The sequence below is a fragment of the Lysobacter koreensis genome, from assembly GCF_042677045.1.
GTDB lineage: Bacteria > Pseudomonadota > Gammaproteobacteria > Xanthomonadales > Xanthomonadaceae > Lysobacter_K > Lysobacter_K koreensis.
Genome location: NZ_JBHTIH010000007.1, coordinates 291,867 through 317,693, shown reverse-complemented (window position 1 = coordinate 317,693; position 25,827 = coordinate 291,867). Strand labels below are relative to the sequence as shown.

Here is a 25,827-nt window from a genome sequence, read left to right as displayed (position 1 = left end):
CCTGCTGTGAGCGCGGCAGCGCGCGGCGCCGTGCTGCGCGCGTTCCGCCGCCCGCGGCTGTGGCTGGGGATCGGCGCACTGGGCCTGCTGGTGCTGGTCGGGCTGGCGCTGCTGCCGGCGCGCGGTCTGCCGCCGGCGCCGTTCAGCGGCTTCGACAAGTTCGGCCACTTCCTCGGCTACGCGGCGCTGTCGGCGTACGCCGGCATGCTGTTCGCGCGCATGCGCGCGCAAACCTGGGCCGCGGCCGGGCTGGTCGCCCTGGGCTTCGCGCTCGAGTTCGCGCAGGCGCAACTGACCGACTCGCGCAGCGGCGAACTGCGCGACGCGGTCGCCAATACCGCGGGCGTGCTGGCCGGGCTGGTGTCGGCCCGGGCCTCGCCGCGATGGGCCGGGCTGCTGCAACGGCTCGACGCGCGTTTGCCCTGAGCGCGTCGCTGGCGGGCGGCGCCCGGTCCGGCGGCGGGCATCCCACCGGGCCAGGTTGGCCCCACACGGGCCGCCCCTCCTTCAACCGACAGCTTCGGCAAACCACGCGGCCCGCTTGCGCAAAGGTTAAACATTGGTGAAGCTCTGGTCAGGGCTCGACAGGGGGAGTCCGTCCACCACTTCAAGGACCCGAGCATGATCGCCATTCACCGCAACCGTCTCACGCTCGCCGTGATCGCCACACTGGCCGCCGGCACCCTCCATCCCGCCTTCGCGCAAGACAGCAGCAACCCGGACAGCGCCACCGCGCAAGCCAGCGCACAGGCGCAGGCCGCGGCAGCCGACGAGCCGACCACGACGCTGGAAACCGTCTCGGTGCTGGGTTCGCGCACCAAGCCGCGCACCGAGTCCACTTCGGCGGTGGCGATCGACATCCTCGGCGGCGAGGAATTCCACAACCAGCCGTCGGTCGACGTGCTCGACAAGATGCGCACGATGATCCCGTCGTTCAACGTCAGCACCATTCCGATCGACGACGCCGCCACCCTGGTGCGCCCGGCCAACCTGCGCGGCCTGCCGCCGGACAACACCCTGGTGTTGGTCAACGGCAAGCGCCGCCATCGCGCGGCGGTCATCACCTTCCTCGGCCACGGCCTGTCCGACGGCTCGCAGGGCCCGGACATCTCGGTATTCCCGTCGCTGGCGCTGGAGCAGGTCGAAGTCCTGCGCGACGGCGCGGCCGCGCAGTACGGTTCCGACGCGATCGCCGGCGTGATCAATTTCGGCCTGAAGAAAATCGACCACGGCGGCACCGTCGAAGCGTTCGCCGGCGAGCATTACGAAGGCGACGGCTTCACCCAGCAATACTCGGCGCAGGTGGGGCTGCCGCTGACCGCGAACGGCTTCGCCACCCTGACCGCCGAATGGCGCGACGCGGATCCGACCTCGCGCAGCGTGCAGCGGGACGACGCCGCGGCAGTCGCGGCCGCCGGCTACCCGGGCGTGCGCAACCCGGCGCAGATCTGGGGCTCGCCCGAGGTCCACGAGGACATGAAGTTCATCGCCAACTTCGGCGTCGACGGCGAAAACGTCAGCTTCTACGGCTTCGGCAACTACGCCAAGCGCGACGTCGAAGGCGGCTTTTACTACCGCAACCCGACCACGCGCAACGGCGTGTATTCGAACGACGGCGGCCAGACCCTGCTGATCGGCGACCTCAACACCAGCAACGCCGTCACCTGCCCGACCATCGCGCTGCGTGCCAACGGCAACCTGCTGCCGTACGCGGGCGTCGCCGCCGCGGTCGCCGCACTGCCGCCGGAATGCTTCACCTTCCTGGCGCAGTTCCCCGGCGGTTTCACCCCGCAGTTCGGCGGCCGGATGGAAGACCAGTCGCTGGTGCTGGGCCTGAAGGGCGTTTGGGGCGACGGCTGGCACTGGGACCTGAGCGGCAGCCACGGTCGCAACGACATCGATTTCTACATGCTCAACACGGTCAATGCCTCGCAGGGACCGAACCAGCCGGGCGATAACGAGTTCGCCCCTGGCGGCAACACCCAGACCGAGACCACCTTCAACTTCGACATCGGCCATGACTTCGAGACCGGCTTCACCACCGGGCCGCTGAGCGTGGCGATGGGTGCGGAATGGCGCGAGGAAGAGTTCGAGGTCAAGGCCGGCGATCTGTCCTCCTTCGCGATCGGGCCATTGGTCTCGCAGGGCTTCGCCCTGGGCTCCAACGGCTTCAACGGCTTCAACCCGCGCACGGCCGGCTCGAACAGCCGCGACAACTGGGCGGTCTATGTCGATGCCGAAGGCCGCCTGACCGAGCAGCTGCTGCTGGCCGCGGCAGTACGGCACGAGGACTTCAGTGACTTCGGCGGCACCACCAACTGGAAGTTGACCGGCCGCTTCGACTTCACCGAGACCTTTGCCGCGCGCGGTGCGGTCAGCACCGGCTTCCGCGCGCCGACGCCGGGCCAGGCCAACGCCGAGCAGGTGACCACGTCCTTCATCAATGGCCTGCTGCGCGACACCGCCGTCCTGTCGCCGACCAACCCGATCGCCGCGTTCTACGGCGCCGAGCCGCTGACGCCGGAGGAATCGCAGAACGTCTCGCTCGGCCTGGTGTGGGACAGCGGCCCCTGGTTGGTCACGACCGACTGGTACCGCATCAAGACCGAGGATCGGATCTCCCTGAGCAACTTCTTCACCGTGACCGACGCCGATCGCGCTGCCCTGGTGGCCGGCGGCAACCCGGAGGCGGCATCGATCAGCGAGGTGCAGTTCTTCGTCAATGACTTCGACACCACCACGTCCGGCGTGGACTTCGTGTCCAGCTATGCCAGCGAACACTTCGGCGGTGACACGACCTACTCGCTCGCGGCCAACTGGAACAAGACCGAAGTCGACGATTTCACCCCGGGCATCATCACCCCGGTGCGGATCAAGAAGCTGGAGGAATCGCTGCCGAGCACCAAGGGCTACTTCAGCATCAACCACCAGCGCGAGGTGTTCCACGCCAACGCACGGGTGAACTACTACGGCTCGTTCTTCGAGGACCACCTCGACGACGGCGGCCTGCCGATCAACGAGGGCAGCGCGGTGACGCTGGACGCCGAGATCGGCTGGAAGTTCGCCTCGGGCCTGTACTTCAACCTCGGCGCGCAGAACCTGCTGGACAAGGTGCCCGACAACAACCCGTGGGGCGGCATCGCCGGCGCGCAGTACCCGGTGCACGCGCCGTACGGCTTCAACGGCGGCTTCTACTACGCGCGGGTCGGCTTCAAGTTCTGAGATAGGCAACGGGCGCAGCGGGGGAACGCTGCGCGCCTGGTCAACGTGACAAGGGCATCAACACGCCGGACGGTCCTAGGATCGCCCGGCGTTTTTTTCCTCGTCCTTCTCTTCGCGCCGCGCATCTACTCCCTCCCTTGCGAAGCAGGGGGCGATGCGATTCGCCTGCGAGCCATCGGCACGAGTACCGAAGAGCGCCGGGCGCGTTGTGCGGGCCCGCCCCATCTGCCCGCATCTACTCCCTCCCTTGCGAAGCAGGGGAGGGTTGGGGAGGGGTGCCTTTGCGGTTGCCGTTGGAGTTCAGGAACAACAACCGCAAAGGCACCCCCTCCCAACCTCCCCCTGCGCTTTGGGCAAGGAGAAGGGTGGGAGCCACCGCGACGCTCAGCGCTTGCCGGTAACCGCCGCGACCGCCGCGATGCGCGCCTTGCGCACCGCCTCGCCCAGGTCCGGGCCGCTGAACTGCTCGGCCAGTTCGCCCGCGCGCACCGCGCACGCGGCGGCGTGCGCCGCGCGCAATGCGCGGCCCGGTGGGTAATCGTCATCGGCGTGGCCGGTGCGGCCGCGCTTGTCGGCCTCACACACCAGCGCCAGCTGGGCAATGCGCGCCGGCTTGCGGAAGCCGTCGCAGCGTTCGATCAGCTTGACCACGGTCTCCGCGCGCAATTCGTCGAAGCGGTGCACGTTGAGGTGCTCGCGGCAGGCCGCTTCGGCCAGTTGGCGGTGCTCGGCGGGGATCTTCAGCCGCTCGCACAGGCCGCGCAGCGGCGCCACCCCGGCCTGCTCGTGGCCGATGTGCTTGGGCAGCACGTGCGCCGGCGTCAGCGCCTTGCCCAGGTCGTGGGTCAGTGCGGCGAAACCGACCAGGTCGTCGCCGGGCGCGAGCTTGGCGGCCATGTCGCAGACCAGTTCGGCATGCACGCCGGTGTCGACCTCGGGATGAAACTCGGCACGCTGGGGCACGCCGTACAGCGCCTCGACCTCGGGCAGCACCACCGCCAGCGCGCCGCAGTCGTGCAGGGTGCGCAGGAACGCCGATGGGGTTTCGCTGGCGAGCGCGCGGCGCAGTTCCTGCCACACGCGTTCGGGCACCAGCTCGCCCAGCTCGCCGCCGTCGACCATCTGCCGCATCAGCGCGATCGTTTCTGGTGCGACGTGGAAACCCAGCGACGCGAAGCGCGCCATGAAGCGGGCCGCGCGCAGCACCCGCAACGGGTCCTCGACGAACGCGGCGCCGACGTGGCGCAGCACGCGCGCGTCGATGTCGCGCGCGCCGCCGTGCGGATCGACCAGGGTGCCGTCTTCGGCCTGCGCGATTGCGTTGATGGTGAAGTCGCGCCGGCCCAGGTCCTCGTCCAGGGTCACCGACGGATCGGCGTCGACCACGAAGCCGCGGTAGCCGCGTCCGGACTTGCGTTCGGTGCGCGCCAGCGCGTACTCCTCGCCGCTGAGCGGGTGCAGGAACACCGGGAAGTCGCGCCCGACCGGCTTGAAGCCGGCCGCTTCCATCGAGGCCTGGGTTTCGCCGACCACCACGTGGTCGCGGTCGCCCGGCGCCAGCCCGAGCAGGCGGTCGCGCACGGCGCCGCCTACGAGGTAGGTGTTCATGGATGAATTGGGCACAAGCTGACAGGCCAGTTGGTGGGGAGCATTGTCATTCCGACCGTAGCGGGAAATCCGCAGTTGCGTTTGCAGTTGCGTTTCCAGTTGCAGTTGCAGTTGCAGTTGCCTTCGTCCGTCATTCCCGCGAAGGCGGGAATCCAAGGACGTTGCTTCTCAAGCCTCGCAGCAGCCAAGGCGAAGTCCATGGATTCCCGCCTTCGCGGGAATGACGAGCAATAGCCAAAGCGCTTGGGCATCGCGGGACCAAGCATTGAATAGAGTTCCGCATCCCGACGAACCAACGGTGCCGTTGACCCAACGGCCCTACCGCGGTGCGTGCTGCGCTAGCAGCGACACGATGTCCTGCGCGCCGGAGTTGCGGCCCAGGCTGCGCTCGATCGGCGCCGCCTGCCCCGACACCCAGATCCGCAGTTCGGCCTCGAGGTCGAAGTGGCCGGCGGTCTCCAGCGAGAACATCACGATGCTGCGGTAGGGCAGGCTCAGGTACTCGACCTTGCTGCCGGTAACGCCCTGCTTGTTGACCAGGATCAACCGGCGGTCGGTGAACACGATCAGGTCGCGGATCAGGCCGAACGCGCGTTGCAGGGTTTCGCCCGGCGCCAGCAGCGGCGCGAAATCTTCGCTGAGCTTGTCCACGGATTTTTCGCCGGCGTGGCCGAGCAGGGTGTCGAGCAGTCCCATGGCAGTGTCCTGTGGGGCGGGGGAAAGAAGCTGCGCCATCCTAGGGCCGGGCTGGCCAGGCTGCACCTTGTCGCGGACGCTGCCGGCCTGCGCGCGTGTCAGCCGCGCAGCAACGCCAGCAGTGCCTGCTGCAGCTGCTCCAGGCCATAGGGCTTCTGCAGGATCGGGTGCGCGCTGTACTCGTCCGGCAGGCCCTTGTAGCCGTAGCCGGAGGTGAACATCAGCGGCACGTCGCGTTGCCTGAGCGCGTCGGCCACCGGAAACACCGGCTTGCCGGCGATGTTGATGTCGAGGATCGCGGCGTCGAAGCGTTGGCTCTCCACCAGTTCCAGCGCGGTGTGCACGCGCGCGGCCTTGAGCACTTCGTTGCCGGCGTCCCGCAGCAGGTCCTCGAGCATCATCGCCAGGCACGCCTCGTCCTCGACGATCAGGATCCGCGCGCGGGTGGAACCGAAACCGGGGGCAGGCTGGCTCATGGTTCGTCCTCGGACAGCGGCACGTCTATGGTGCAGACCACGCCATCGGGCTCGAACTGCAGCGCCACGTCGCCGTCGAGTTCGAACGCGAGCCCGTCGGCGATCAGCCGCGAGCCGAAGCCGCGCCGCGCCGGCGGCGCCACCGGCGGCCCGCCATGCTCGCGCCACTCCAGGTGCAGCCAGGCCCCACCGTTGCGGTAACGGCCTTCGCCGCGCACCGCAACCCGGCCCTCGGGCACCGACAAGGCGCCGTACTTGACCGCGTTGGTGGTCAGCTCGTGCAGCGCCATGCTCAGCGCCAGCGCGGTCTTGGGGGTCAGTTGCAGGTCTTCGATGTCCAGCTCGGCCTGCACGTGGCCCTCGCGGCGATAGGGGGCGAGCTCGTTGAGCACGATCTCGTTCAGCCAGGCGCCGCTCCAGGCGTCGACCGCCAGCAGGTTGTGGGTGCTGGACAGCGCCTGCAGCCGGGCCAGGAACGTCTCCTTGAACGCCTGGGTAGACGGCGCGTGCGCCAGGGTCTGCAACGCGATGGACTGCACGCTGGCAAGGGTGTTCTTGACCCGGTGGTTGAGCTCGCCAAGCATCAGTTCGCGGTGCTGCGCCGCACGCCGGCGTTCGCTGATGTCCTGCACCACCGCCAGGATGCGCCGCGGCTCGCCGTTTAGCGACTCCATGCGCGACATGCTGTTGATGACCCACACCGCGGAGCCGTCGGGACGCAGGTAGCGCTTTTCGATCTGCATCGCCGGCCCGCCGGCGAGCAGCGTCTCGATGGCCTGCACGCTGACGGCCAGGTCTGCCGGGTGGGTGACGTCCTGCAGGCGCAGTGCGTACAGGGCCTGCGCGCTGCGTCCGGTGATCTCGCAGAACGCCGGGTTGACCAGCACGAAGCGGCCGTCGGCCTCGACTTCGGCCAAGCCGGCGGTGGTCTGGTCGATGAGCTGGGCCAAGCGGCGTTCGCTGGCCTGCAGCGCCCGGTCCGCGCGCACGCGGTCGTCGATCACGCGCGCGATCAGCGAGCCGGCGATCACCTGGCCGGCGGCGTCGTGCACCGGGGAACAGGTCACCGCGACCTGCACCGTGCCGCCGTCGTGGTGCAGCCATTCCATTTCGAAGCTCGTCGGCTGCGGCTGCCCGCACCCGGCCAGCAGCGTCTGCAGCTGTGGTGCGCTGGCGCGCACCAGCAGCGACAGCGGCTTGCCGAGCGCCTTGCCGGCGGGATAGCCCAGGGTGACGCGGGCGCTGTCGTTCCAGCTGGTGATGGTGCCGTCCAGCGCGTGGCCGATGATGATGTCGCTGGACGAGTCGACGATCGCCGCCAGCGTGCCGCGTTCGAGCTCGTGGCGGCGGCGCTCGGTGATGTCGGTGAAAGTCAGCACCACGCCGTCGATGACGTTGTCGATGGTGCGGTAGGGGTGCATCCGCAGCAGGAACACCGGGCCGTGGGCGTGGCCCTGCAGCAGGCGCTCGACCATCCCCAGGCTGCGCGAGACCTGGCGCACGTCGGCTTCCAGGTCCGGATACGGGATGCGCGAGGAGATCTCGGTGATCGGCCGGCCGAGGTCGCCGTCGCGCAGGTGGAACAGCGCGCTGACGGTCGGGGTGAAGCCGGTGACGTGCAGCTGCGCATCCAGGAACAGGGTCGCGATCTGGGTGCTTTCCATCAGGTTGCGCAGGTCGCTGTTGGCGCGCGTCAGGGCGGTGTTCTTGTTGAACAACTCGGCGTTGACGATCTGCAGCTCCTCGTTGATCGACTGCATCTCCTCCTTCGAGGTCTCCAGTTCCTCGTTGGAGGACTGCAGCTCCTCGTTGACCGACTGGTATTCCTCGTTGGCCGATTTCAGCTCCTCGTTGGCGGTTTCCTGCTGGTCGATCGCCGCCTGCAGCTGCAGGCGGGTGGCCTCCAGTTCCTGCTCCAGCAGCTGCACGCGGCGGTTGTCGGCGCTGTCCTGGCCGGCGAGCGCGGCTGCGGCCGGCTCGCGCTCGCGGAACGCGACCACGCACAGCGCGCCGGCGCCGTCGGCCTCGGGCAGCGGTTCGACGATCAGCTGCAGCAGCCGGCGCTGGCCGTCGATCTGCAGCAGAACGTCGTCCTGCACCACCGGGCGCTGCTGGGCGAAGGCCTGCTGCACGCCGACGCGCGCGGCGCCGCGCAGGCCTTTGTGCAGCAGCGCGAACAGGTTGAGGCTGGCCGCGCCCGAGGACGGCTGCAGGTAGCGGCCGGTGTCGCCGCAGAACCGCAGCACGTCGCACTGGCTGTCGATCACCACGTAGGCCGGCGAGTGCCGTTCCAGCACGCGGCGGGCGTTGCGCTCGATCAGGTCCTCGGCGCCGGCGCGGGCCGGGGCGGCGGCGTTGCGGGCCGCCGCGGCAAAGCCGGCGCCGGGCGTGTAGCGCGCGGGCAGCGCCGGCAGGCGGGCGTTGCCGTCCTCGCGACGCAGGTAGAGCCGGTGCTTCTTGTCGACCACGCCGAACAGGCGCGCGTTGCGCGACAGCCCTTCCGACGGCCCCAGCAGCAAATAGCCATGCGCTTGCAGCGCGTAGTGGAAGACCCGCACCAGCCGCTCCTGCAGCTCGGCATTCATGTAGATCAGCAGGTTGCGGCAGGAGATCAGGTCCAGCCGCATGAACGGCGGGTCCTTGATCGCGCTGTGCGGGGAAAAGATGCACAGCTCGCGGATCGCCTTGCTGACCACGAAGTCGTCGCCATCGGCCAGGAACCAGCGCTCCAGCCGCTGCGGCGAGATCCCGGTCAGCGGCCCGCGGAAGCGGCCGGCGCGCGCGCTGGCGATCGCGCGATCGTCGATGTCGGTGGCGAAGATCTGCACCTTGGGCTGGCCGTGGCCCGATGCCATCGCCTCCTTCAGCGCGATCGCGATCGAGTAGGCCTCCTCGCCGGTGGCGCAGCCGGGCACCCACACCCGCAGCGTGTCGGCGGCGCCCTTCTCGGCCAGCAGCGCTGGAAACACGCTTGTCTGCAGCAGGTCGAACGCGGTCGGGTCGCGGAAGAATTCGGTGACGCTGATCAGCAGCTCGCGGAACAGCAGGTCGAGCTCGGCCGGCTCCTCGCGCAGGCGCTGGAGGTAGTCGGCCGCGGTCGCGGTCTGCAGCACCTGCATCCGCCGCTGGATGCGGCGCACCAGGGTCTTTTCCTTGTACTGGCTGAAATCGTGGCCGCTGTCGGCATGCAGCAGGCGGGTGATCTCGCGCAGGTGGCTGGGCACGTCGTGGCGGACGCCATCGGGCCCGGCCTGTTCGCGCGCGATGCGCAGCTGTTGCTGGTGCGCGAGCAGCCGCGCCGGCATCTGCTCGACCGGCAGCACGTCGTCGACCAGGCCGGTGGCGGCCGCGCTGGCCGGCATGCCGCTCATCGCAGCGTGGTCGAAGCCGGCCTGGGCCAGGGTCAGGCCGCCGTGCTCCTTGACCGCGCGCAGGCCGCGCGCGCCGTCGCTGCCGCTGCCCGACAGCACGATGCAGGCCGCGCAATCGCCCTGGTCCTCGGCCAGCGACATGAAGAACGTGTCGATCGGCCAGCGGTGCTGGCGCGGCGGCGCCGGCTTGCTCAGCTGCAAGGTGCCGTCGGCGATGGTCAGGGTCGCGTCGGGCGGGATCACGTAGACATGCCCCGGCTGCACGCGCTCGCCGTCGCTGGCTTCGACCACCTCCATCGCAGTGCTGCGCCCGACCAGTTCGGCCAGCAGGCTGGTGTGCTGCGGCGCCAGGTGTTGCACCAGCACGAAGGCCATCGCGCTGTCGTTGGGCATGTGCGCGAAGAAGCTCTTGAACGCTTCCAGGCCGCCGGCGGACGCGCCGATGCCGACAATCAGCGGCGGCAACGCAGGCGCGGTCAACGTCTTGCGGCTCGCCAGCGCTGCATCACCGTCGCCGGTGGTCGCCGCTGCCGGAATGACCCTGCGCGGTTTGCGGCGCGACGCGGTGGGATCGGAGGACATCGCGTGATCTTGCGCCTTGGGCCGTGTGACAGGCCAGTATCCATCCCCGCCACGCGCGCTGTCACTGCCGCGGCGCGGGGCCGCGGCAGCTGTGCGTCATCCGCGCGCGGGAGCGCCGAGGATCTGCGGCAGCAGCGGCGTCACCGCGGTGCGGGCGATGCCGAGGCGGGCCAGGCCGTCGTCGTCGCTGACCGAATCGGTCTGCAACGAGCGCCAGTTGTCGCGGCTGATCGGCTTGCCCGGCAGGTGCTCGCCGATCTCGGCCTGCAGCCGGCCGAGCACCTCGGGCAGGGCGATCACCGCGCGGTGGCGGCCGCGCGCCTGCGCGGTCATGCGCACGATCTCCGCCAGCGTCAGCACCTCGGGCCCGACCAGGTCGTAGCGCTGGCCGATGCTGGCCGGGTCGCGCAAGGCCCGCGCGAACGCCTCGACCACGTCGCCGACCCAGACCGGCTGGAACCGCGCGTCGGCGCGGCCGATCGGCAACGCCGGGGCGATCCGCAGCAGCTGGTCGAAGCGGCAGAACAGGCCGTCGCCGGGGCCGGCGATCACCGACGGCCGGAACACGGTCCAGTCCAGACGCGAGGCGAGCACCTCGCGTTCGGCGCGGCCGCGCGCCTGCAGGTAGTGGCTGTCGCCTTCGCCGGCATGCAGCGCGCTCATCTGCAGCAGCCGGCGCACGCCGGCGGCCTGCATCGCCGCGATCACCGCTTCGGTCAGGCCGATGAACACGCGTTCGAAGCCGCTGCCGCTGTCGCCGTCCTCGTTGAGGATGCCGACCAGGTTGATCACCGCGTCGGCGTCCTCGAACGCGTCGCGCAGGAAGCCGGCATCGAACGGATCGCCTTCGCGCAGTTCGGCGCCGGGCGGCAACGCGGTGCGCGTATCGGCGTGCAACGCGCGACTGAGCACGGTCACGCGGTGGCCGTCGCCGAGCAGGCGCGGGACCAGGTGCCGGCCGACGAAGCCGGTGCCCCCGAGGATCACGACATGCTGGTGGGCCATGGCGGCCACCTCACTTCTTGCGGGACGGTTTCGCCGGCGTGGTCGCCGCGGCCGGCGCGGGTGCCGCAGCCGGCGGCGACGCCAGTGGGCAGGCAAACCGCTTGCGCGCGCCGTCGGTGCGACCGCGCATGCGCTCGCTCAGGGTCAGCGCATCGCCGTTGAGGCGCCAGTCGTAGATCACGCTGAAGGCGAGCACGCGCGCGACGTAGTCGCGGGTCTCCTTGTAGCTGATCGTCTCGATCCAGAAGTCCGGGTCCATCCCCGGGCGCTGCGACTGCCAGCGCGCGAGCGGCGCCGGGCCGGCGTTGTAGCCGGCGATCGCCTGGTAGGGCTGGCCGCCGTACTGGTCGAGCATCTGCCGCAGGTAGGCGCTGCCGAGCATGATGTTGGTGTCCGGCACGTACAGGCTGTCGGCGCCGGCCCACGGCACGCCGATGCGGCTGGACACCGCCGCGCCGGTGCCGGGCAGCACCTGCATCAGGCCCATCGCGTTGGCGCCGGAGCGCGCGCGCGGATCGAACACGCTCTCGGCGCGGATCTCGGCGGCGACCCAGGCCGGGTCGATGCGGTTGCGCGCGGCCTCGCGGCGGATGCTGGCGTCGTGGTGCAGCGGGAACCGCAGGTGGTACAGGCGCAGTTCGTCCGGCTTGGGCGTACCGCTGGCGTCCTTGCCCAGCGCGAACACCGCGCGGTCGAACCAGCCATTGGCCTGCGCGACCTCGACCGCGCGCCGCCGCTGCGCGTCGTCGAAGCGCGCCAGCGCCTCGTTCCATTCGCGCTCGGCCCAGCTCTTGCGCTGCAGGTTGTACAGCGCCATCGCGCGCACGATCGCCGGGTCGCGCGCGATCGCGGCGCGCGCCGCAGCGCTGTCATCCGGCATCAGCGGGCACAGCGCGTACGGCAGGTTGAGCTTGTCGGCGGCCAGGAAGCCGTGGAACTCGGGCTTCTTCGCGGCCTCGCTGTACAGGCGCTGCGCTTGCGCCTGCTCGCCGGTGCGCTCGGCCAGCCGCGCCTCGAAGTACTGCCAGCGCGAATCGGCGCGCTGCTTGGGCGGCATCTTGCGGATCGCGGCCAGCGCGGCGCGCCAGTCCGAGCGCGCCATCGCCTCGCGCGCGCGCCATTCGTGCAGCTTGTCGTCGTAGCTGGCCTCCGGCACCGCGTTGAGGCGTCGCGCCGATTCGGGTTCGTACGAGGCCACCGTCCATAGCGCGACCTGGTACAGCACGCGGCCGCGGTCGGCGTCGGAGAAGCCCAGCGCGTTGGCGTACTTGGGCAGTTGCGCCTCGGCTGCCATCGGCACTGACTTGCCCAGCCGCGCCAGGCCGTGCGAGGCGATGCGGCGGCTGCGTTCGGTCTTCGGCCAGGCCAGCGCGCGTTCGTTGACGGCCTCGAGGAACGCCGCGTAGTCGTTGGCCAGCGCGGCCTCGTCGGCCGGCAGCCCACGCGCGGCCGAACGCATCACCGTCGGCTGCCATTCGGCCGCGGCCGCGTCGATGCGCTGCCAGCGCAGGTCGGCCGGCAAGCCGCCCTTGGCGGCGAGCACCGCCAGCGGCGCATCGCATTCGCCCGGCAACGATTTGCCGGAGCTGCGCCAGATCTGCTGCGCGTCGGCGATCCATCGTGCGTCGGCGCGGCCGAGCGCCTGGCGCGCGTTCAATTCCGCGCAACGCAGGCCGACGCTGGCCGTGCCCGGCTTCCACGCGGCCAGGAATGCCGGCCAGTCCTCGCGGCGCGCGGCGGCGGCGAGCCAGAGTTCGCGGAACGCGGTGGCCACCGCCTGGTTGCCATGACGGGCGAGGAACGCCTGCGCCTGCGCGTTCGACAGCGTGTCGATGCCGCGGCGCAGGCTGGCGTACTCGATCCAGCCGTACAGCGGATGGCCAGCGAGGTCGGCGTACTGCGCGGCGTCGAAGCCGCCGCGTTCGGCCGCCTCCAGCGCGGCGCGCACGCGCGGCAGGCGCGGGTCGGCCGCGGGGGTTGTCGGCACCGGCGCGGCGATCGGCGCGGACGCGGTGGTCTGCGCGCACGCGGCGGTGACGAAGGTCGTGGTGAGTGCCGCCAGCGCGAGCACCAGCGGGCGGATTGGGGGTCGAATACGCATGCGCCGGACTATAGACGAGCGATGTGAAGCATCGGTCGGCGCTGCGCGACGCGCGCTCAGCGCGCGTTACGATCGCGCGATTCGCTTCGCCATCACCGGATAGCTCGTGCTTGCATCATTGCTGTTGTTCCTCGCGCTGGGCGTGGTCGCCGGCATCCTCGCCGGCCTGCTCGGTGTCGGCGGCGGGCTGGTGCTGGTCGCCGCATTGGCGTGGCTGTTGCCGTCGCTGGGCATTCCGGCCGAGGCGGCGATGCATGCGGCGCTGGCCAGCTCGCTGGCCAGCATCGTGCTGACCGCCGCCGCCTCGGCGCGCGCGCACGCCAAGCGCGGCAGCGTGCTGTGGCCGACCGTCGCTTGGATGGTGCCGGGCCTGCTGCTGGGCGGCTGGCTCGGCAGCGCGGTGGCGGTGGAGATCGACGGCGACGTGCTGCGTTACCTCGTCGCCGGCTACTGCCTGCTCGCCGCCGCGCAGTTGCTACTGGGCGCGCCGCGCGCGGGTGTCGCTGGCGAGGTGCCGGCGCCCCGCGGCGCCTTGATGAGCGCGGCCGGGGTCGGCATCGGCGCGGTATCGGCGGTGGTCGGCATCGGCGGCGGCAGCATGACCGTGCCGCTGCTGGTCTGGCGCGGGATCGCCCCGGTGCGCGCGGTCGGCACCTCGTCCGCGTGCGGGGTCGCGATCGGCCTGGCCAGCGCGCTGGGCTACGCGCTGCATGCGCCCACGGGAGCGTTGCCGCAGCACGCGCTCGGCTATGTCTACCTGCCGGCGGCGATCGGCGTGGCGATGGCCTCGGTGCTGGCCGCGCCGTACGGCACCCGGCTCGCGCACCGGCTGGACGGGCAGACCCTCAAGCGCGTGTTCGCCGGCTTCCTGGTCACGGTCGCGGCCAGTTTGTTGCTCGGCGGCTGAGCCGCCCACGACCGCGCGCGAATCCAGCGTCCGTGCACTTTGCCGCTTGTGGCGGGTTCACATATTGTTTACAACCACGTTACGTCGCCCCAATCAGGGGGGAGCGGCGCGCACTCAGTCATTTCCAACACTTGCTACGGAGAGAGAGTCGATGAAAGCACTGCGCCGTCAAAGCCTGGCGAAAGCCATCCAGCTGTCGTTGTTGATCGCCGTTCCCGGATTCGCGGCCGCGCAGGACGCGCCCTCCCCGTCCGAAGCCACCACCCTGGACTCGGTGCAGGTCACCGGCACCCGCATCAAGAAGGCCGAGATCGAAGGCCAGGTACCGGTCCACACCCTGACCCGCGCCGACATCGAGCGCACGGGTCTGACCTCGATCGGCGATGTCGTGCAGCAGATCACCGGCTCGGGCTCGGGCTTCAACCGCACCCGCAACGCGTCGGGCAACGACGGCTTTCCGTCCGACGGCGGCGGCACCGGCGCCGGCGCGACCACGGTCGACCTGCGCAACCTCGGCACCAAGCGCGTGCTGGTGCTGGTCGACGGCATGCGGTGGGTCAACGAGTCCTCGGCCTCGGGCGTGGGCGGCGCGACCGACCTCAACACCATCCCGCTGGCGATCGTCGAGCGCATCGAGGTGCTGGAAGACGGCGCCTCGTCGCTGTACGGCTCCGACGCGATCGCCGGCGTGGTCAACGTGATCACCCGTCGCAATTTCGATGGCGTGCAGATCACCGCCAACTACGGCCAGTACGAGGACGGCGACGGCCAGACCTCCGGCGTCGACTTGGCCTGGGGCGGTTCCAGCGAGCGCGCCAGCTGGTTCCTCGGCGCGAGCTACTACGACCAGCAGGAAGTGTTCTCGAAGGATCGCGCGCGTACCCGCGACCCGGTGTTCGGCACCGGTTTGGAACTGGGCAGTACGCGTGTGCCCGGTGGGCGCTTCCGCTTCGTCGACCCGCGCAACGGTGGGCAGTACGACCTCACCACCGATCCCACGCTGACCAACCCGACCTACACTCCGGGCTTGCCGAACTGCGCCGGCGGCGCCGATCGTCCGGACGGCTTCCGCTGTTTTTCGGGCGCCCGCGACGCGTTCAACTACGCGCAGTTCAACCTCGCGCAGACGCCGTCCGAGCGCGCCGGCGTGTTCGGCCAGTTCCGCTTCGACCTGAGCGACAACCTCAACTGGTACGCGCGCGCGCTGTTCAACCGCCGCGACTCGCTGAACCAGGCCGCGCCGGAGCCGATCGATATCGGCCCGGGCAGCGGCACGGCGTTCGCATCCAACGCCGTGATCCCCGTAAACCAGCCGTTCAACCCGTTCGGCATCCAGCTCGACCCCAGCAACATTCGCACCATCCGCCGTCGTCCGATCGAGGGTGGGCCGCGCCTGTTCTCGCAGCAGGTCGACACCGCCTACTTCGGCACCGGTTTGGAAGGCACTTTCGACGTCGGCAGTCGCGGCTGGTTCTGGGACGCCAACCTCGCCCACAGCACCAACGAGGCCGAGCAGGAGAATCGCGGCAGCTACAACATCCGCAACATCGTTACCGCGCTCGGCGACCCGGCCGTGTGCGCCGCGACCCCGGGTTGCACGCCGCTGGACATCTTCGGCTTCAACACCATCACCCCGGAGATGCTGGCTTACATCAGCCCACTGTTCCGCGACCGCAGCGAGAACAAGCTGACCCTGGCCACGGCCAACGTCTCCGGCGATTTGTTCGACATGTGGGCCGGTCCGCTGTCGTTCGCGACCGGCTACGAGTACCGCAAGTACGAAGGTTCCTACGACCCGGATCCGCAGACCGTGCGCGGCGAGTACAACGGCGTGCCGTCGTTGCCGACCCGCGGCGAATACGACGTCAACGAGGTCTACGTCGAGCTCAACGTGCCGTTGATGGCCGATTCGAGCTGGGGCAAGAAGCTCGACCTCAACGTCGCCGGCCGCTACTCCGACTACTCCACCTTCGGTGGCGAGTTCGTGCCCAAGTTCGGCCTGCGCTGGCAGGTGGTGGACGAATTCCTGCTGCGCGGCACCTACGCCGAAGGCTTCCGGGCGCCCTCGATCGGCGAGCTGTTCGGTCTGGGCACTCGATTTGATGCCGCCATCACCGACCCGTGCCTGGGAGGCAACTTCGCTCGCAACGCGGCCAACTGCGCTGCGTTGGGCGTCGCACCGGGTCAGCCACAGTTCGATGCACAGATCGGCGTGAACACCGGCGGTACCCCGACGCTGGAGCCCGAGCGCTCGCAGAGCTTCTCGATGGGCATGGTGTGGACGCCCTCGTTCCTCGAGGACTCCGCGATCGCCAAGCGCGTCGACTTCGAGGGCACGTTCTACAAGCACCGCATAGAAGGCGCGATCCAGGCCCCGGATCCGCAGACCCAGTTGAACCTGTGCGTGCAGACGCTGGACCCGCAGTACTGCAACGGCATCGTGCGCAATGCCAGCACCGACCAGATCGAAGAGTTCTCCAACTTCCTGGCGAACTTCAACGTCATCAAGACCGACGGTTGGGATTTCGACGTGTACTGGGCGCTGCCCGAGACTGCGATCGGCGACTTCAAGGTCAGCTGGCAGAATTCGTGGGTCGGCAACTATGAGGCGGTCGGCGCCGACGGTTCGCGCCAGCCGTTGCAGGTCGGCGTGCTGGTCAGCGATCCGGTCACCCGTTCGATTCCGCGCTGGAACTCCACCGCCACGCTCGATTGGCAGCGCAATAACTGGACGGCGGCCTGGACGGCACGCCACGTTAGTGACATGACCGAGGATTGCTCCGGCGTGGACCTGAGCGGCGACGGTGGCACGGACTTCTGCCCGGACAACCCGGGACCCAACCAGAATCGCCTGGGCAGCACCACGTTCCACGACGTCCAGGTCGGCTACAAGTTTGATTACATGCGCGGGCTGCAGCTGTTGGTGGGCGCCAACAACGTGTTCGGCAAGGACCCGCCGGTGTGCCTGTCGTGCAACCTCAACAGCTTCGACGGCTCCACCTACGACCTGCCCGGTGGCGGCTTCTGGTACGTGCGCGCGGATCTGCGCTTCTGATCGCACGATCGCCAGGTTGAAAACGACGACGGCCGGTGGATTTCCACCGGCCGTTTTCTTTGTTGCCCAGAGGTGGATCCCGACTTGGCGCAGGCACTCGCGCCTGCAAGCAGGCAGGCAGCCGCAGCCCCGTCAGCGCAACGCCACTTCCGGCACGTCCAGCTCCAGCGACAGCGCCAGGTGGTCGGAGAACGCCGCCGCCAGCGCCTGCGTGCCGGTGCAGCGCAGGCCGTCGCCGATCAGGATGTGGTCGATCGCGCGCTGCGGGCGCCAGCTCGGGAAGGTCGGCACCTCGCAGGCCGGCGGTTGCAGCCGGGTCTGGCGGAACAGCGCCTGCATCTCGGGCCGGTCGATCGAGCAGTTGAAGTCGCCCATCAGCACCGCGTGCGGGTGGTCGTGCAGCAGCTCGGCGATGAACGACAGCTGCGAGGTGCGCGACGCCGCGCCGAGCGAGAGGTGGGCGATCGCGATGGTGAGGCCGTCGTCGCCGTGGCCGAAGTTCGCCATCAGCACGCCGCGCCCGGCGATGCGGCCGGGCAGCGGGTGGTCGATGACCTCGCGCGGTTCGAGCTTGCTGAGCAGGCCGTTGGCGCTGGAGGCGACCCCGCCGACGCTGCGGTTGGGCTGGTGGCTCCAATAGTCGAAGCCGCCGGCCTGGGCGAGGTAGTGGGTCTGGTTGGTGAAGCCCGAGCGCAGGCTGCCCGGGTCGCTCTCGTTGAGGCCGACGATGTCGTGGCTGCCCGCCAGCTGCGCGATCGCGTCGAGGCTGCCGCGCTTGTTGCCGGCCGGCAGCACGTGCGACCAGCTGCGCGCGACGTAGTCGTGGTAGCCGCGCGTGCTGGAGCCGGCCTGGATGTTGGCGCTGAGCAGCCGAAGCCGGCGGGGGGCCACCATGGCGGGGATCGCGGGGGCGATCAACCGCCGCTGGCGGGGGCGGCCGCGGGTGCCGGGGAGGCGGCCGTGCGCTCCTGCGCGACCAGGTGGTCGGCGATCCGCAGCATGTCCTCCAGGCTGCGCCCGACCACGCGGTACTTGCCGTTGACGACGATGTTGGGGCTGCTCTCGACGCCCGCGCGCTGCATGAACTGCACGCCGCGCTTGGCCTTGGCATCGATCGCGAAGCTGGCCATGGTGCTGGCGAACTGCGCCGGGTTGGCGCCGAACTGGCCGTAAAACGCCGCGATCTGCGCGTCCGTGGCGGTCATCGGCAGGCTGCGCTCCAGGTGTACGGCGCGGAACATCGCCTCGTGGCTCTTGTCGAGCAGGCCCATGGTCTGCGCGGTGTAGAAGGCCTTGGCGAACGGCATCGGGTTGGCGCCGAACGGGCCGGCGACCGCGACGAACTTCACGTCGGCCGGCTGCTTGGCCTTCCACGCGGCCACGAGCGGTTCGAACGACGCGCAGTGCGGGCAGGTATAGCTGAACACCTCGACCACCTCGATCTTGCCGTTGGTGGGCTCGTAGGGCTGGCCGCCGGCGATCTCGATGTAGTCGGTGCCGGCGACCGGGGCGGCGCCTTGCGGCGCGGTGATCGGGTTGGTGTTGGGGGCTGCGGCGGCCGGGGTGGTGGCCGGGGTGGCTTCAGCCGGGGCCGCGGCCGGGGCCGGCGCGCTGGCCGCAGGCGCGGTCGGCGCAGGAGCCGGCGCGGTGTCCTGCCCGGTGCAGGCAGCCAGGGGAAGCAGGGCGATCAGGAGCAGGCTCAGGCGCGAAGTCATCGGTCGGATCTCCAGCAGAAGAAAGGGATGCAGCCAACGCTGCAGGGGCGGACGGGGTCGCTCACGCGCCCGCCAGGCACGGCACCAAGGATAGCCTCGGGCCGGCGGCAACGGCGTGTACGCAACCCGGATCCGGGCATGGGCGGGGGATCGATCCGCGCCGGCGCGGGCTCAGCGCCGCTTGGCGGCGCGCTCGCGCGCAACCAGGTGTTCGGCGATGCGCAGGTTGTCGGCCGGCGACGCGCCGGTGACGCGGTACTTGCCGGCGACCACCAGGGTCGGGGTGTGCTCGACCCCGCTGCGGCGGATGAACTGGTCGGCCTGCTGCAACCGCGCCGCGATCGCGGCACTGGCGAACGCGTTGGCGAATCGCCCCGGGTCGGCGCCGAAGCGGGCGTAGAACCCGGCGATCTCGTCGACGCTGGGCTGGCTCTTGGGCAGGCTGCCTTCCTCGTGCAACGCGCGGAACATCGCCGCATGGCTTTTGCCGACCAGTCCCAGCGAATCGGCGGTGTAGAACGCCTTGGCGTAAGGGGTCCACATGCCGCCGAACGGTGCGGCCAGCGGCACGAACTTCACGTCGGCCGGCTGGCGGGCCTTCCACGCGGCCACCAGCGGCTCGAACCGCGCGCAGGCGGGGCAAGTGTAGCCAAACACCTCGACCACCTCGATCTTGCCCTTGGCCGGCGCATACGGCTGGCCGCCGTCGATCTCGATGTAGTCGCTGCCCGCCACCGGGGCCGGGCCGGCCGGCAACCGCGGCTTGCCGGCGGCGAGTGCCGCCAACGGCAGCAGCACAACGGCCAGCAGGCTGAGCAGCAGCATCGGCGCGCGGGCGGGCAGGGAGAAGCGTGGCGTCATCGGCGGATTCACTCGGTCCGGAGGTTGCCGCGGCGGCGCGGCGGGAAAAGTAAAAACGCCGACCGTGATGCCACGGTCGGCGCTGGAAAACAACCAAGGAGTGCGAACTGCGACCGCGCTGCGCGGCCGAAGTTCACGCCCAGCGGATCAGGAACCGGTGGCGGGCGTGGCCGGGACCGGCTCGACCGGGGTGGGCGTCGGCGCGGCCGGAGCCGGCGTGGCTGCCGGAGCCGGTGCCGGCGCGGCAGTCGGGGCATTGGCCGCCAGCGCCTCGTCGGCGCGCGGGTGCAGGCCCTGCAGGTAGCTGGCCAGCGAGCGGATTTCCTCGTCGGTCAGCTGCTTGGTGATCGTCGCCATGATGTTGAACAGCTGCGGGTCGCGCACGGTGGTAGTGCCGGCGCGGTACTCCTCGAGGCGGCGCTGCGCGTAGGCGGCCTGCTGGCCGGCGATGGCCGGGTAGGCCGGACCGGGGTTGCCGGCGCCGTCGGGGCCGTGGCAGGCCAGGCACGCCGGGATGCCGCGGCCCGCGTCGCCGGCCAGGAACAGCTGCTGGCCGACCTCGAAGAACTTCTTGCCGGCGTTCGGGCCGCTGGCGATCGCGCTGTCGTCGGCGACGCCGGCGCCGCCCTTCTGGGTCGCGAAGTAGGCGCCCAGGTCGCGCATGTCCTGCGCGCTGAGGGCGTCGGCGAACGGCTTCATCACCGCGGCCATGCCGGTGTTGCGCTCGCCGCTCTTGAACAGCGCCAGCTGCTGGGCGACGTAGCGCTCGCTCTGGCCGGCAATGCGCGGGTATTGCGGGTCGGACGGGTTGCCATCCAGGCCGTGGCAGGCCGCGCAGGTGCCGGCCTTGGTCGCGCCGGCCTTGGCGTCGCCCCACACCGTGGCTTCGGGCTTGGCGTCCAGCGGCGCGGTCTCGACCGGGGCGTTTTCCGGGATCGGGGTGACCGTGGTCTGGGCGTAGGCAACGGCGGCCACCGCGAGGACGGCGACGCCGAGGATGCCTAGGACGCGGGCTTGGCTCATTAGCTGGGCTCCGAACAACAAGATGTGACGCGGTGGGATGTGGCGCGAGGAGAGGGCGGGCCGCGTGGCGGCCGCCGCAACCGCGGAATTATCGTCGCGGCGGTGGGGCAGGGTCAACGCGGGCCGGTGTTTGTAGGTGCCGAGCCTGCTCGGCACGCTTTTTCAATTGGCCGCGTCGTCTGGATCTGCGGGTTCGACGGATAGAGGCGTGTCGGGCGGCCCCGCCACCTACGAAGGCCAGCGCCCGTGCGTCCGTGCGATCCTAGCCGCATGGCCAATTACCTCGCCCGCGCCAAGTACCTCCTGGCGGCGCACAACACCAACCAACTTCCGCCCGACGGCGGCTTCGAAGTCGCCTTCGCCGGCCGCTCCAACGCCGGGAAGTCGACCGCGCTCAACGCGATCTGCCAGCAGAACGCGCTGGCGCGGGTCTCCAAGACCCCCGGCCGCACCCAGCAGCTGGTGTTCTTCGACATCCCGCCGACCACCGACAAGTACCTGGTCGACCTCCCCGGCTACGGTTTCGCCAAGGTGCCCAAGGACCTGCAGGCACACTGGCAGGCGTTTCTCGACGAGTACTTCCGCACCCGCCAGGCGCTCAAGGGCCTGATCGTGGTGATGGACATCCGCCACCCGCTCAAGGACTACGACAAGCAGATGCTCGGCTACGCGGTCAGCCGCGGCCTGCCCGCGCACGCGATCCTGACCAAGGCCGACAAGCTCGGCCGCGGCGCGCAGGGCAACGCGATGCTCGCGGTGCGCAAGGAAATGCAGGCCGAGTACGGCGACGCGGTCAGCGTGCAGGTGTTCTCCGGCGAGTCGAAGCAGGGCGTCGACGAGGCGCGCCACAAGATCGGCGGCTGGCTGGGGTTGTTCTAGTCGCCGACAGGGCGAAAGCAGCCGGTAGAAGCCCGGGAGGCTGCGGCTACCCGGTTACGCCGGCCCCAGCGCTACGCGGGCGGCGGCATCACTTGGCGAGTTTGAGTGGTTCGGTCTTTTCGATCTCGCCGATCGAATCATGGAAACGCCGCGTGTCCAGCCGGCCATCCCTGTTGGAGTCGAGATCGCTGGTGACGATGCGACCATCGTCGTACCTTGCCCGCTTGAGCACATGCCCGGCCGGATCAAGCCATTCTTCGCTGTAGATAACGCCCGAAATGGCTTCCGACTGGTAGTCGGGACTGCCGTCTCCGTCGATGTCGCTGGTCTGGGTGAGCCACTGGCCATGCAAATACTCGAAAGCTGATTCCATCCGGCCATCGAAATCGTCGTCGTTCTGGCCTTGAGAAACGGCGCCATTTCGATCGAAATGACTGACGGCGTCCGCTTTTCCGTCCCGATTGCGGTCGAACTCGACGCGCTTCAGTACATCCCCGGAAAAGATTGCCCGTTCGTCCACGATGCCATCGCCGTTGTAGTCGACCCCGTTTTCCGTCGGCGGGCCGCGCAATGTGGCCCATGTCAAAAATGCGCCTGCCACCGCTCCGATGAGTAGGGCGACGATGGCGCTGCGGCGGGAAGGGCTCGCGGGTGGTGCCACCGGGGTCTCCGATGCTTCGTTGGCGAAATCATCCCCGTCACGGGAACTGCTTTGTTCCCAGTCCAGGACGATTTCACGGGCGTGCTCGGCCTGCGAGTCAGCAACACAGACATGGATGAGGCCCCCGGCCGGGAGATCCCCCAAGCCACCCTGCAGATACTCACCGCGAATGTAGCTAGGAACGCCCGCCTGTTCGAGCAGGTTCTTGACTAGATAAGCATCGGTTGAGTTGGCCGCTTCGTACACCGGTGTCATGCCTGCATCCTTGTAGGTAGTACTTGGTTCGTAGGCTGGGTTGGCTCCACCAACCCAGCTACATGAGCGACGAGGAGGCTGGGTGGATGGAGCCGGCTAATTTACGACGCGTCCTGCAGGCGCGGGTCCATCCAGCCGCGCAGCGCATCCACCGCGGTGTTGATCAGCACGATCAGCGCGCCGACCACCAGCACCACGCCCAGCACCAGGGTGTAGTCGCGGTTGAGCGCGCCCTGGATGAAGTAGCGGCCCATGCCGGGGATGCCGAATACCTGCTCGACCACCACCGAGCCGCTGACGACGTTGATCAGCGCCGGTGCCAGCCACGCGACCACCGGCAGCAGCGCCGGCTTCAGCGCGTGCGCGAACAGCAGCCGCGCCGGTGAGAACCCCCGCGCCCGCGCCGCGCGCAGGTACTCGGCCGACAGGGTTTCCAGCATCGACGCGCGGGTCAGGCGCGCGCAGTAGGCGATGTTGGGCAGCGCCAGCGCGACCACCGGCAGCACCACGTTGCGCCACTCGCCCCAGCCGCCGGCCGGCAGCCATTGCAGCGTGACCGCGAACAGCAGCACCAGCCCCGGTGCGGCGACGAATTTCGGGATCGCCAGCCCGAGCCCGGCGGCGAACATCAGCCCGCGGTCGGTCCAGCGGCCCGCGCGCAGCGCCGCCCACACGCCCAGCGGAATGCCCAGCGCGAGCGCGAGCAGCAACGCCAGCCCGCCATTGAGTGCCGACACCGGCAGTGCGTTGCCGATCAGCTGGTTGACGCTGTAGTCGGGGTACTGGAACGACGGGCCGAGGTCGCCGCGCGCGACGTCGCCCAGCCACGCGGCGTACTGGCCGATCAGCGGCCGGTCGAGTCGGTACTGGGTCGCGAGCGCGGCCTGCACCTCGGGCGGCGCGGCCTTCTCGGTATCGAACGGCCCGCCGGGCGCGGCGCGCAGCAGCACGAAGCACAGCGTGGCCAGCAGCCACAGCGTCAGGCCGGCTTCCAGCAGGCGTGACAGCGCGCGTGATCCAGGGCGAACGTGCGCGGACACGTCAGCCCTGCACGTGGAACTGGCTACCGACCAGCGCCGCGGCGCCCATCGCCAGTGCGCCCCAGAACGCGACGCGCACGGCGCCCCGCGTGACCGGGGCGCCACCGGTCCACGCCGCCAGTGCGCCGGATCCGAGCAAGGACACGAGCGTCGTCCCCATCGCCACCGGCGCGACGTGTGCGGCCGGCGCCAGCACGACCGCGCCGATCGGCAGCACGGCGCCGGCCACGAACGCCGCCGCCGACGCGAGCGCCGCCTGCAACGGGCGCGCACGCAGGGTCTCGGTGATGCCCAGCTCGTCGCGCGCGTGACTGCCCAACGCATCGTGCGCGGTGAGTTGGATCGCCACGTCGTGTGCGAGCGCCTCGCTGAGTCCGCGCTTGACGTAGATGTGGGTCAGTTCGGCCAGCTCGCTGTCCGCATCCTCGGCCAGCTCACGGGTTTCCTTGGCGATGTCGGCGCGCTCGGTGTCGGCCTGCGACTGCACCGACACGTACTCGCCGGCGGCCATCGACATCGCCCCCGCGACCACGCCGGCGATGCCGCTGGTGAGCACGGTGCCCGGCCCGGCACCACTGGCGGCGACGCCGACCACCAGCCCGGCGATCGAAACGATGCCGTCGTTTGCCCCGAGCACGGCCGCGCGCAGCCAGCCGACACGGTCGGCGCGGTGGTGTTCGGCGTGCCAACGGCGCATGCGATCTGTTCCTCGAACCGATGCCGCCATCATCGCCGCAAATGCAGCCAGCGCGAGGCATGGCGATCCAGGGCATTGGCTTCGAATCCGACCACCTGCTCGGATACCAAGTGCTTGGAGGTGTAGAAATACAGCGGCACCACCGCATTGGCGTTGAGCAGCCGGACTTCGGCGGCGTGCAGCCAGGCATTGCGCGCGGCCTCGGACTTCGCCGCGTCGGCCTTGGCCAGGCGGGCGCGGAAACCGGCGTCGTCATACCCGGTCCAGTTGAGCGGGCCGTCGCTGCCGAACGCGGCGAGGAAGTTGCCCGCGTCCGGCACGTCGGCGATCCAGCCGCCGCGGAACACCTGGGTGATCACGCGCTGCTTGCGGTTGCCGACGAACACCTTCCACTCCTCGTTGCGCAGCCGCACCTGCACGCCGAGCACCTGCCGCCACATCGCCGCGACCGCGAGCGCGAGCCGCCGGTGCGGGGTCGAGGTGTTGTAGCGCAGCTCGATCACCAAAGGTTTGTCATTGGAGTAGCCCGCGGCGCGGTACAGCGCGCGCGCGCGCGATTCGCGTTGCGCCTGGGTCAGCGTCGACCAGGTCGCCGATGCCGGCGTGTAGCCGGCGATGCCCGGCGGCACGATGCCGTAGGCCGGGGTCTCGCCCAGGCCGGTGACATGGCGGGTGAGGATGTCGCGGTCGACCGCCAGCGACAGTGCCTCGCGCAGTTGCGGCTGCTCCTGCAACGGCGCCCGGGTCAGGTTCATGCCAAGCCAGAACGCGCCGATGTACGGGCTGATCCGCAGCTGCGCACCGAAGCGCGCGCGCAGCGACGCCAGCGGCTGCGGCGGCACGACTTCGGTCAGGTGCAGGTCGCCGGCCGCGAAGCGTTGCAGTTCGGCGGCGGCGTCCTCGGTGACCTGGAAGCGCACGCGCTCGATCGCCACGCGCGCCGCATCGTGGAAGCGCGGGTTCTTCTCTACCACCAGGTTCGCCTGCGGCGTCCACGCCGCGAGCCGGTACGGACCATTCGAGACCAGCTGCCCGGGACGCGTGTGCTGCGCGCCGAACCGCGCCACCGCCGGCAGGTACACCGGGAACGCGATCGGCAAGGTCAGCAGCGCCGGCAGCGAGGCACTGCGGGTCAGGGTAAACACCACGCTGCGCGCATCGGGTGCCGCGACCCCAAGCGCGCTCGGCGGCAGCGTGCCGGCCTGCACCGCCTGCGCGTTGGTCAACGCATCGAACAACTCGCCGAACGGCGCGGCCGTGGCCGGTGCGAACGCGCGCCGGAAGCTGGCGACGATCTGCGGCGCATCCAGCGGCTGGCCATTGCTCCAGCGCAGGCCGTCGCGCAGCACGAAGGTCCAGGTGCGGCCGTCGGCCGACACCGTCCAGCGTTGCGCGATGCCGGGGACCAGGCGGCCTCGCGCGTCCTCGGTGACCAGCCCTTCGTAGAGGTCGCGCAGCACGTTGCCGCAGGCCACTTCCTGGCAGCGGTGCGCGTCGAGGGTGCTCGGTTCCGGGCCGTTGCCGCGTTCGAGTTGCTCGCCCGATGCCCGTGCCGACGCGACCGACCACGCCAGCGCCAGTGACAAGGCCAGACCGCAGCGTTGCAAAACGGACATGGTTCGATGCAAGGGGCGGTCTACACTGCCGGGGTCTTGCGATTGTAGGCGACGCGC

At 70.0% G+C, this 25,827-nt stretch carries 19 protein-coding genes; 5 read left to right on the top strand and 14 right to left on the bottom strand.

Annotated elements, in window-relative coordinates; genetic code table 11:
- Positions 1 to 6 precede the first annotated feature (6 nt).
- Positions 7 to 426 (top strand): VanZ family protein, encoded by a 420-nt coding sequence (locus ACFQZQ_RS13550; protein WP_386813450.1) that lies wholly within the window; start codon positions 7 to 9, stop codon positions 424 to 426.
- Between the two features lie 195 nt (positions 427 to 621).
- The gene (locus tag ACFQZQ_RS13545; protein ID WP_386813449.1) at positions 622 to 3,222 is read left to right on the top strand and encodes a TonB-dependent receptor plug domain-containing protein; all 2,601 of its coding nucleotides are present in this window, start codon (positions 622 to 624) and stop codon (positions 3,220 to 3,222) included.
- 384 nt (positions 3,223 to 3,606) lie between these two features.
- Here ACFQZQ_RS13545 and ACFQZQ_RS13540 read toward each other — a convergent pair whose 3' ends face one another.
- From ACFQZQ_RS13540 to ACFQZQ_RS13515, 6 genes are all read right to left on the bottom strand, one after another.
- Entirely contained in the window at positions 3,607 to 4,830 is a 1,224-nt protein-coding gene (locus ACFQZQ_RS13540) for a multifunctional CCA addition/repair protein (RefSeq protein WP_386813448.1), read from the bottom strand.
- 318 nt (positions 4,831 to 5,148) lie between these two features.
- Positions 5,149 to 5,526: a PH domain-containing protein gene (locus ACFQZQ_RS13535; protein WP_386813447.1), complete on the bottom strand. Its 378-nt coding sequence runs from the start codon at positions 5,524 to 5,526 to the stop codon at positions 5,149 to 5,151.
- Positions 5,527 to 5,624: 98 nt separating this feature from the next.
- A complete protein-coding gene (locus ACFQZQ_RS13530; RefSeq protein WP_386813446.1) occupies positions 5,625 to 6,002 on the bottom strand; it encodes a response regulator in 378 nt (125 codons plus the stop codon).
- Positions 5,999 to 9,955, bottom strand: a complete 3,957-nt coding sequence (locus tag ACFQZQ_RS13525) for a chemotaxis protein CheB (protein WP_386813445.1) — start codon at positions 9,953 to 9,955, stop codon at positions 5,999 to 6,001. The genes ACFQZQ_RS13530 and ACFQZQ_RS13525 overlap by 4 nt, the downstream gene beginning before the upstream one ends.
- Positions 9,956 to 10,051: 96 nt before the next feature.
- Positions 10,052 to 10,960, bottom strand: coding sequence for a complex I NDUFA9 subunit family protein (locus tag ACFQZQ_RS13520; protein WP_386813444.1), 909 nt, complete (start codon positions 10,958 to 10,960; stop codon positions 10,052 to 10,054).
- Positions 10,961 to 10,970: 10 nt separating this feature from the next.
- On the bottom strand, positions 10,971 to 13,061 hold the full coding sequence (locus ACFQZQ_RS13515) for a lytic transglycosylase domain-containing protein (RefSeq protein ID WP_386813443.1): 2,091 nt from the start codon (positions 13,059 to 13,061) through the stop codon (positions 10,971 to 10,973).
- A gap of 106 nt (positions 13,062 to 13,167) precedes the next feature.
- Between ACFQZQ_RS13515 and ACFQZQ_RS13510 the strand changes: the two genes are divergently transcribed.
- Complete coding sequence (locus tag ACFQZQ_RS13510; protein ID WP_386813442.1) at positions 13,168 to 13,968, top strand: sulfite exporter TauE/SafE family protein; 801 nt, start codon at positions 13,168 to 13,170, stop codon at positions 13,966 to 13,968.
- Positions 13,969 to 14,119: 151 nt separating this feature from the next.
- On the top strand, positions 14,120 to 17,023 hold the full coding sequence (locus tag ACFQZQ_RS13505; protein ID WP_386813440.1) for a TonB-dependent receptor plug domain-containing protein: 2,904 nt from the start codon (positions 14,120 to 14,122) through the stop codon (positions 17,021 to 17,023).
- A gap of 132 nt (positions 17,024 to 17,155) precedes the next feature.
- Here the strand turns inward: ACFQZQ_RS13505 and ACFQZQ_RS13500 are convergent, their stop codons facing one another.
- From ACFQZQ_RS13500 to ACFQZQ_RS13485, 4 genes are all read right to left on the bottom strand, one after another.
- Positions 17,156 to 17,917, bottom strand: a complete 762-nt coding sequence (locus ACFQZQ_RS13500) for an endonuclease/exonuclease/phosphatase family protein (protein ID WP_386813438.1) — start codon at positions 17,915 to 17,917, stop codon at positions 17,156 to 17,158.
- Between the two features lie 20 nt (positions 17,918 to 17,937).
- Complete coding sequence (locus ACFQZQ_RS13495; protein ID WP_386813436.1) at positions 17,938 to 18,738, bottom strand: thiol:disulfide interchange protein DsbA/DsbL; 801 nt, start codon at positions 18,736 to 18,738, stop codon at positions 17,938 to 17,940.
- Between the two features lie 171 nt (positions 18,739 to 18,909).
- Entirely contained in the window at positions 18,910 to 19,599 is a 690-nt protein-coding gene (locus ACFQZQ_RS13490) for a thiol:disulfide interchange protein DsbA/DsbL (protein WP_386813434.1), read from the bottom strand.
- 147 nt (positions 19,600 to 19,746) lie between these two features.
- The gene (locus tag ACFQZQ_RS13485) at positions 19,747 to 20,622 is read right to left on the bottom strand and encodes a c-type cytochrome (protein WP_386813433.1); all 876 of its coding nucleotides are present in this window, start codon (positions 20,620 to 20,622) and stop codon (positions 19,747 to 19,749) included.
- A 270-nt stretch (positions 20,623 to 20,892) separates the two neighbouring features.
- Between ACFQZQ_RS13485 and yihA the strand changes: the two genes are divergently transcribed.
- On the top strand, positions 20,893 to 21,501 hold the full coding sequence (yihA, locus tag ACFQZQ_RS13480) for a ribosome biogenesis GTP-binding protein YihA/YsxC (protein WP_386813431.1): 609 nt from the start codon (positions 20,893 to 20,895) through the stop codon (positions 21,499 to 21,501).
- Positions 21,502 to 21,589: 88 nt separating this feature from the next.
- Here yihA and ACFQZQ_RS13475 read toward each other — a convergent pair whose 3' ends face one another.
- The 4 genes from ACFQZQ_RS13475 to ACFQZQ_RS13460 all read right to left on the bottom strand — a co-directional run bounded on the left by ACFQZQ_RS13475 (position 21,590) and on the right by ACFQZQ_RS13460 (position 25,770).
- Positions 21,590 to 22,417, bottom strand: coding sequence for a putative signal transducing protein (locus ACFQZQ_RS13475; RefSeq protein WP_386813429.1), 828 nt, complete (start codon positions 22,415 to 22,417; stop codon positions 21,590 to 21,592).
- 101 nt (positions 22,418 to 22,518) lie between these two features.
- Positions 22,519 to 23,457 (bottom strand): ABC transporter permease subunit, encoded by a 939-nt coding sequence (locus ACFQZQ_RS13470; protein ID WP_386813427.1) that lies wholly within the window; start codon positions 23,455 to 23,457, stop codon positions 22,519 to 22,521.
- Between the two features lies 1 nt (position 23,458).
- The gene (locus tag ACFQZQ_RS13465; RefSeq protein ID WP_386813425.1) at positions 23,459 to 24,154 is read right to left on the bottom strand and encodes a VIT1/CCC1 transporter family protein; all 696 of its coding nucleotides are present in this window, start codon (positions 24,152 to 24,154) and stop codon (positions 23,459 to 23,461) included.
- Positions 24,155 to 24,183: 29 nt separating this feature from the next.
- Positions 24,184 to 25,770, bottom strand: coding sequence for a peptide ABC transporter substrate-binding protein (locus ACFQZQ_RS13460; protein WP_386813423.1), 1,587 nt, complete (start codon positions 25,768 to 25,770; stop codon positions 24,184 to 24,186).
- Positions 25,771 to 25,827 lie beyond the last annotated feature (57 nt).

Excerpts from the sequence above, each read along its gene's own strand:
- ACFQZQ_RS13535 (WP_386813447.1), bottom strand. The coding sequence starts at position 5,526 with ATGGGACTGCTCGACACCCTGCTCGGCCACGCCGGCGAAAAATCCGTG.
- ACFQZQ_RS13520 (WP_386813444.1), bottom strand. The coding sequence starts at position 10,960 with ATGGCCCACCAGCATGTCGTGATCCTCGGGGGCACCGGCTTCGTCGGC.
- ACFQZQ_RS13475 (WP_386813429.1), bottom strand. The coding sequence starts at position 22,417 with ATGACACCGGTGTACGAAGCGGCCAACTCAACCGATGCTTATCTAGTC.
- ACFQZQ_RS13540 (WP_386813448.1), bottom strand. The coding sequence starts at position 4,830 with ATGAACACCTACCTCGTAGGCGGCGCCGTGCGCGACCGCCTGCTCGGG.
- yihA (WP_386813431.1), top strand. The coding sequence starts at position 20,893 with ATGGCCAATTACCTCGCCCGCGCCAAGTACCTCCTGGCGGCGCACAAC.
- ACFQZQ_RS13525 (WP_386813445.1), bottom strand. The coding sequence starts at position 9,955 with ATGTCCTCCGATCCCACCGCGTCGCGCCGCAAACCGCGCAGGGTCATT.
- ACFQZQ_RS13505 (WP_386813440.1), top strand. The coding sequence starts at position 14,120 with ATGAAAGCACTGCGCCGTCAAAGCCTGGCGAAAGCCATCCAGCTGTCG.
- ACFQZQ_RS13485 (WP_386813433.1), bottom strand. The coding sequence starts at position 20,622 with ATGAGCCAAGCCCGCGTCCTAGGCATCCTCGGCGTCGCCGTCCTCGCG.
- ACFQZQ_RS13460 (WP_386813423.1), bottom strand. The coding sequence starts at position 25,770 with ATGTCCGTTTTGCAACGCTGCGGTCTGGCCTTGTCACTGGCGCTGGCG.
- ACFQZQ_RS13490 (WP_386813434.1), bottom strand. The coding sequence starts at position 19,599 with ATGACGCCACGCTTCTCCCTGCCCGCCCGCGCGCCGATGCTGCTGCTC.
- ACFQZQ_RS13545 (WP_386813449.1), top strand. The coding sequence starts at position 622 with ATGATCGCCATTCACCGCAACCGTCTCACGCTCGCCGTGATCGCCACA.
- ACFQZQ_RS13530 (WP_386813446.1), bottom strand. The coding sequence starts at position 6,002 with ATGAGCCAGCCTGCCCCCGGTTTCGGTTCCACCCGCGCGCGGATCCTG.
- ACFQZQ_RS13465 (WP_386813425.1), bottom strand. The coding sequence starts at position 24,154 with ATGCGCCGTTGGCACGCCGAACACCACCGCGCCGACCGTGTCGGCTGG.
- ACFQZQ_RS13500 (WP_386813438.1), bottom strand. The coding sequence starts at position 17,917 with ATGGTGGCCCCCCGCCGGCTTCGGCTGCTCAGCGCCAACATCCAGGCC.
- ACFQZQ_RS13495 (WP_386813436.1), bottom strand. The coding sequence starts at position 18,738 with ATGACTTCGCGCCTGAGCCTGCTCCTGATCGCCCTGCTTCCCCTGGCT.
- ACFQZQ_RS13515 (WP_386813443.1), bottom strand. The coding sequence starts at position 13,061 with ATGCGTATTCGACCCCCAATCCGCCCGCTGGTGCTCGCGCTGGCGGCA.